5 protein-coding genes and 1 rRNA gene are annotated in these 6216 nt (G+C 62.7%); all 6 read right to left on the minus strand.

The annotated features are described in order from the left end of the window. Positions 1-4 precede the first annotated feature (4 nt). The 6 genes from ABGX75_RS03095 to rrf all read right to left on the minus strand — a co-directional run bounded on the left by ABGX75_RS03095 (position 5) and on the right by rrf (position 6211). Complete coding sequence (locus ABGX75_RS03095; RefSeq protein WP_110062568.1) at positions 5-883, minus strand: carbohydrate ABC transporter permease; 879 nt, start codon at positions 881-883, stop codon at positions 5-7. Next, positions 876-1805 carry a sugar ABC transporter permease gene (locus ABGX75_RS03100; protein WP_035411784.1) on the minus strand — a complete coding sequence of 310 codons (930 nt, stop codon included), beginning with the start codon at positions 1803-1805 and terminating at the stop codon, positions 876-878. The genes ABGX75_RS03095 and ABGX75_RS03100 overlap by 8 nt, the downstream gene beginning before the upstream one ends. Positions 1806-1877: 72 nt before the next feature. Further along, positions 1878-3131, minus strand: a complete 1254-nt coding sequence (locus ABGX75_RS03105) for an ABC transporter substrate-binding protein (RefSeq protein WP_035411780.1) — start codon at positions 3129-3131, stop codon at positions 1878-1880. 534 nt (positions 3132-3665) lie between these two features. Next, the gene (locus tag ABGX75_RS03110; protein ID WP_110062708.1) at positions 3666-5108 is read right to left on the minus strand and encodes an ATP-binding protein; all 1443 of its coding nucleotides are present in this window, start codon (positions 5106-5108) and stop codon (positions 3666-3668) included. Further along, entirely contained in the window at positions 5105-5818 is a 714-nt protein-coding gene (locus ABGX75_RS03115) for a response regulator (protein ID WP_011507711.1), read from the minus strand. Before ABGX75_RS03115 ends, ABGX75_RS03110 begins: the two co-directional genes overlap by 4 nt. Before the next feature lie 277 nt (positions 5819-6095). Continuing rightward, positions 6096-6211: ribosomal RNA gene (gene rrf / locus ABGX75_RS03120) — 5S ribosomal RNA — on the minus strand. Positions 6212-6216 lie beyond the last annotated feature (5 nt).

Raw genomic sequence — 6216 nt, forward strand, 5'->3', positions numbered from 1 at the left:
GCAATCAGCCCTTGACGGAACCCGCGGTCAACCCGCGCACGAAATATTTGCCCGCCAGTACGTACACCACCAGCGTGGGGAGCGCGGCGATCAACGCCGCCGCCATGTCGACGTTGTATTCCTTGACCCCGGTGGAGGTGTTGACCAGGTTGTTGAGCGCCACCGTCACCGGCTGCGAGTCGAAACCCGCGAACGAGACCCCGAACAGGAAGTCGTTCCAGATCTGGGTGAACTGCCAGATCACCGACACGGTGATGATGGGCCCCGAAACCGGCAGCAGGATGCGCCAGAAGATACGCCAGAACCCGGCGCCATCGAGCTTGGCCGCGGCGATCATCTCGTCGGGTACCGAAACGTAATAGTTGCGGAAGAACAGCGTGGTGAACGCGATGCCGTACACCACATGCACCAGCACCAGGCCGGTGGTGGAGCTGGCCATGCCCAGCCACCCCAGCGTGCGGGCCATCGGCATCAGCACTACCTGGAACGGCACGAAACAACCGAACAGCAACAGCGCGAAGCACAGATTGGCGCCGCGAAACCGCCATTTGGTCAAGGCATACCCGTTGAGCGCCCCCACGAACGTGGAGATCGCCACGGCAGGCACGACGATGGCGATGGAGTTGAGGAAATACCCCGACATGCCATTGCACCGCATGCCGGTACAGGCGGTGCTCCAGGCCTTGATCCACGCCTCGAAGCTGATCGTGCTCGGCAGGGACAGCAAGGCACCGGCACGAATTTCCTCCAGCGGCTTCAGCGAGGTCAGGATCATCACCACCAGTGGCAGCAGGTACACCAGGGCTGCCACGATCAACAGGGCGTATAGCCCGCCGCGCCATAAACGCGCCGAAGTGGAACGCCGACGAACCATGTTAGCCATTTCGTTGCCCCCGCAATTCGGAATACAGATACGGCACCAGAATCGCCAGGACGCCACACAGCATCATGATCGCGCTGGCCGACCCCAGGCCGATCTGCCCCCGGGTGAAGGTGTGCGCGTACATGAACGTGGCCGGCAGGTCGGTGGCGTAGCCAGGGCCGCCGCCGGTCAAGGCCATGACCAGGTCGAAGCTCTTGATGGCGATATGCGCGAGGATCATCACGGCGCTGAAGACCACGGGGCGCAGACTCGGCAGCACGATGCGCAGGTAGATGCGCGGCAAGCTTGCGCCATCCAGCGCCGCCGCTTGAAACAGACTGTCATCGATACCGCGCAGGCCGGCCAGGAACAGGGCCATGACGAACCCCGAGGCCTGCCAGACGGCGGCGATCACCAGGGTGTAGATGGCCATGTCGCTGTCGACGAGCCAGTTGAAGGTGAAATCCTCGAAGCCCCAGCTACGGACCAGGGCCTGAATCCCCAGGCCCGGGTTGAGCAGCCAGCGCCAGACCACCCCCGTCACAATCAGCGAGAGAGCCATCGGATAGAGATAGATCGTGCGCAGCGCACCTTCCTGGCGAATGCGCTGATCGAGAAAAATGGCCAGCAGCAGGCCGATCACCAGGCAACTCACGATGAACAGGCCCCCGAACACGACCAGGTTCGTGGCAGCCACGTTCCAGCGTTCGTTGGCAAACAGGCGCGCGTACTGTGCGAAGCCGACGAAATCGTACTGCGGCAACATGCGCGAGTCGGTCAGCGACAGCACGAACGTCCACAGCATGTAGCCATAGACGAAGAACAGGGCCACGGCCAGCGAGGGCGCAACCACCAGGCGAGGCAGGAAACGCTCGACCTGCCCGGCAAGGGATCGACGGCGCCCCTTGCCGCCGACCCGTGGCGAAGAGACATGCGGTGACATCGACGTCATCCTTTTGACAAGACACAACTACTCGCCGCCGAGGACGTCCCCGGCAGCGAGCCTCGACTCACCTCACTCGGCCGCGCGCACCGCGCTGACCAGACGTTCGGCGGCCGTTTCGGCCGTCATGTCGGGGTCATTGAAGAAGTTGGTGATGACATCGAACACCGCGCCCTGCTGGCTGTCCGATACCGCCATGCCGTGTGCCAGGCTGGGCACCAGTCCGCCTTCGTCCATGGCGACATCGAAGGCCTCGCGAGATGCCTTGGCGCATGCGTCGAAGTCGTCGAGCGGCACGTCCAGGCGCACCGGAATCGAGCCCTTGGCCTGGTTGAAGCTGGCCTGGAAGTCGGGCGACAGCACCAGGCTCGCAAGATCCAGCTGGGCCTGCTGCTGGCCTGCGTCGTCGACGTCGAACATCGCCAGGCTGTCGGTGTTGTACGAAAACATGTGCTCCGTCATGGGCGGTGCGACACATTCGTAGTCCTCGCCCGGCGTCATGCCCGCGGCGGTGAACTCGCCCTTGGCCCAGTCGCCCATGATCTGCATGGCCGCCTTGCCGTTGATGACCATGGAGGTGGCGATGTTCCAGTCGCGTCCGGCGATGTTGTCGTCCATCGTGCCGCGCAGCTTCTTGAAGGTCTCGAGCGACTCGATCATGGTGTCGCTGGTCAGCGCCTCGGGGTCCAGCTCGACGAACGCCTTGCGATAGAAGTCGCCGCCGCCGATGCCCATCATGACCACTTCGAACACGGTCGCGTCCTGCCACGGCTGCCCACCATGAGCGAGCGGAATGTAGCCCGCCTCGCGAATCTTGTCCGCGGCTTCGAAGAAGGCGTCCCAGGTCTGCGGCACTTCCTCGACGCCCGACGCCTTCAGCACCTCCGGGTTGGCCCAGATCCAGTTGATGCGGTGAATATTGACCGGCACCGCAGCGTAATGGCCGTCGACCTTGTCATAGGCCGCGATTTCCTGGGGCAGGAAATCATCCCAGCCATCGGCTTCGGCGGCCTTGTCGATATTGCCGAGAAAGCCCATCTCGCCCCATTCCTGGATCAAGGGTCCCTTGATCTGGGCCACCGCCGGCGGGTTGCCGGAAATCGCGCGCGACTTGAGCACCGTCATGGCACTGTCGCCCGCGCCGCCCGCAACCGCGAAGTCCTTCCAGGTATGCCCCTTGGCCTCGAGCTTTTCCTTGAGCAAGTTGGCGGCTTTCGCTTCGCCCCCCGATGTCCACCAGTGCAATACCTCGATTTGAGCGGCCTGGGCCTGCCCCACGGCAGTGGCCAGCAATGCCCCCGCGGCGAGTGCATGGATGGTTTTCATGGCGTGACTCCTTGTGGTTGTTATGACGACGAACCTCGGTCACGACGCGCGTGGGCTTCGTGACCGGCAAGCATCGGGGAGTGATCGCGACAATACGGGGTGCCGCCGGCGGCGAGATGGCCGCAGGACAACAATGCCCATGGCGAGGGACACCGCGTCCCCATGAGGAGGGAACAGAGAATGGCATGGCATGATCCCGCTGGCGTTATCGTTATTGGTTCAGTCGCCATGCGGCGACCGACAACCGGCAGAACGCTCTCCCGATCCTTGAATGTCGAGACTAGCCCATGCCAACGCGGCGTTGGGTTACCGATTCTTGCAAACTCTTGGCGCAATCTTACATCTTTGTAATATGGCGACGATGGCGCCCCCTAAGCTCTGTCTGAAAAATCGGCGAGCGATGGCCAGACAAGGCAAAAATCGGTGAAAAAGCGGAGTTTACGCGGTGTAAATGAGCATTTTGATCCGATTTTTAACGCCGTATGGACAAGCGCAGGCATTTTTCAGACAAAGCGTAAAGCGACGGAGGACGCTTCAATGCTGCAACGGCAAGCTGAGCGTCACGCTCAATCCACCCTCGCGTGCGGTTTCAAGGCGAATGTCGCCTCCATGGGCGCGCACGATGTGCCGGGCGATGGCGAGCCCCAGCCCGCTGCCCCCGGTATGGCGATTGCGCGAGGGTTCGAGGCGCACGAACGGCTCGAAGACACGCTCGCGCTGCTCGGCGGGAATGCCCGGGCCATCGTCGCTGACGATCACATGGATGTGGTCAGGATGCCGGCGCAGCTCGATGCGCACGCACTGTGCATAGAAGATCGCGTTTTCGATGACATTGGCCAGGCAACGCTTGAGCGCCAGGGGCTTGGCCATCAACCACCCCCCTCGCCCTTCGAGATGCACACTGGCTTCGTCGTGCCAGGCCAGGTCATCGATCAGTGCTTGCACCATCGCATCCAGGTCGATCGCCGTCGCCTGCTCGTGCAGGTCCAGCCCTTTCACCGAAGCCAGCGCCCCCTTCACCAGCTGATCCATCTCGTCGAGGGAGCGAATGAACGCCTCGCGTTGAGCGGGGGCGTCGAGCATTTCGGCGCGCAGGCGCAAACGGGTAATGGGCGTCTTCAAGTCGTGAGAAATGGCCGAAAACAGACGCTCGCGCTCCTCGACCTGATGGCGAATGCGCTCGCTCATGCGGTTGAAGGCCGCCGCGGTGTCGCGAAGCTCCCGGGGGCCTCGCTCGGCAAGCGGCGGTGACTCGAGATCGTCCCCCAGCCGTCGCGCCGCCTTGGCGAGTACCGACAGGGGCCGTGTCGCCCAGCGGATTCCCCAAAGCGACAAGCCGATCACCGTGAGCAGAACGGCCAGGGACACGAACAACCGGTCACCTGCCAGCCAGGAGGCGTGTTCCAGCGTTTCCGCCATAGGTAGCGACGTGGCCACGAACAACCAGTCCCCCGCCTCGAGCGGCATCTGCACCACGAGAATCGGTGTCGACAGGGGAACGATCGTCAGGCTGCGGTGCGCCCAATGTGCCGGCAGGTCCGCGAGAGGCACCTCGTTGTTGAAGACCCGCAGGTCGCCCGGCCGCGAAAAGCCGATATGCAGCTCCTGCTGGCCCAGTTCGCGGATGAGCCCGTCATGCAGATTGGACGCCACCATCTCGCGTGCCGCCCCGCCACTGGTATGCGGCAATTTGATGCGATGGTCGTTCACGCTGACGAAGAAGCGCGTGCCCCCCATGTCCCGCAGCTGGTCGAGCACGATGTGGCGATACTCATAGGGTAACGAGCTGAAGTAGCGCACGGTGGCCGCCAGACTATCGGCGAGATTGCGGGACAGGGCGTCGAGCCGTGCCAGGCGCTCACGGTTTTCCTGCCAGCTCCAGATGCCGTAACTGGCCAGTTGAGCGCTCAATACGCCCAGCAGCATGATCAGCACGAAACGCCCCCGCAGGGTACGCGGCCGCCACCATCGCTTCACATTACGGCTTCCACGGGCGCCGCCAGGACATAGCCCGCCCCGCGCACGGTGCGAATCAATTGCGAGTGCTGGGCATCTTCGCCCAGACGCTGGCGCAGGCGGCAGACGTGCACGTCGATGGAACGATCCAGCGGCGGCGCACGACGGCCGCGGCTCAAGTCGAACAGTCGTTCACGCGAGAGGACCTGCTCGGGATGATCGAGGAACACTCCCAGCAGCTGATAATCCGCTCCCGACAGACGGCTGCGATTCCCCATGTCATCGATCAGCTCGCGTGTGATGCGATCCAGGCACCAGGGACCGAAACGTACCATCCTGGAGGGCGTGCTCGGCAGCGGTCGCATGCGACGCAACACCGCCTTGATGCGCGCCAGCAGCTCACGCGGGTTGAAGGGCTTCGCCAGATAGTCATCCGCCCCCAGCTCCAGACCGAGAATGCGGTCGGTCTCATCGGAACTGGCGGTCAGCATGATGATGGGGACGTTGCTGTGACGACGCAGATCGCGACACAGGGACAAGCCGTCTTCACCGGGCATCATGATATCGAGTATCAGCAGATCGGGAGACTCGTCACGCAACAGGGAGGGTACCGCATCACCGTTTTCCGCGAGAACTACACGGAAACCGTGCTGCGAGAGGTAGGCATGCAGCAACTCGCGAATTTCGGCATCGTCATCGATGACCGCAACCGTTGCATGATTCATCGTCATAACGAGAAACGCTCCCTGCCGCTGCTTCCCGATTCGACAGAAGGCACTGCGGATATTATCGGTTATTGTCGCGATTCGTCATCGAATGATGCGGTGCCCGTTGGGTCGCTTCAAGACAATCGTGCCGGATCGCGACCAAAGTGGGAGGAATATAACGAACATGGGGTGGGATTTATTCAGTGGCAAGCGTCATCACGTAGTGGGTTTTCATGCACGGCCTGCCCGCCCACGAAAAAACCCCCGCTGGCCTGAGCCAACGGGGGTTTCCGGGATAAGTGCCTGACGATGACCTACTCTCGCATGGGGAGGCCCCACACTACCATCGGCGCTGAGCGGTTTCACTGCTGAGTTCGGCATGGGGTCAGGTGGGACCCGCTCGCTATGGTCGTCAGGCGGAA

Source organism: Chromohalobacter sp. (assembly GCF_039830575.1).
GTDB lineage: Bacteria > Pseudomonadota > Gammaproteobacteria > Pseudomonadales > Halomonadaceae > Chromohalobacter > Chromohalobacter israelensis.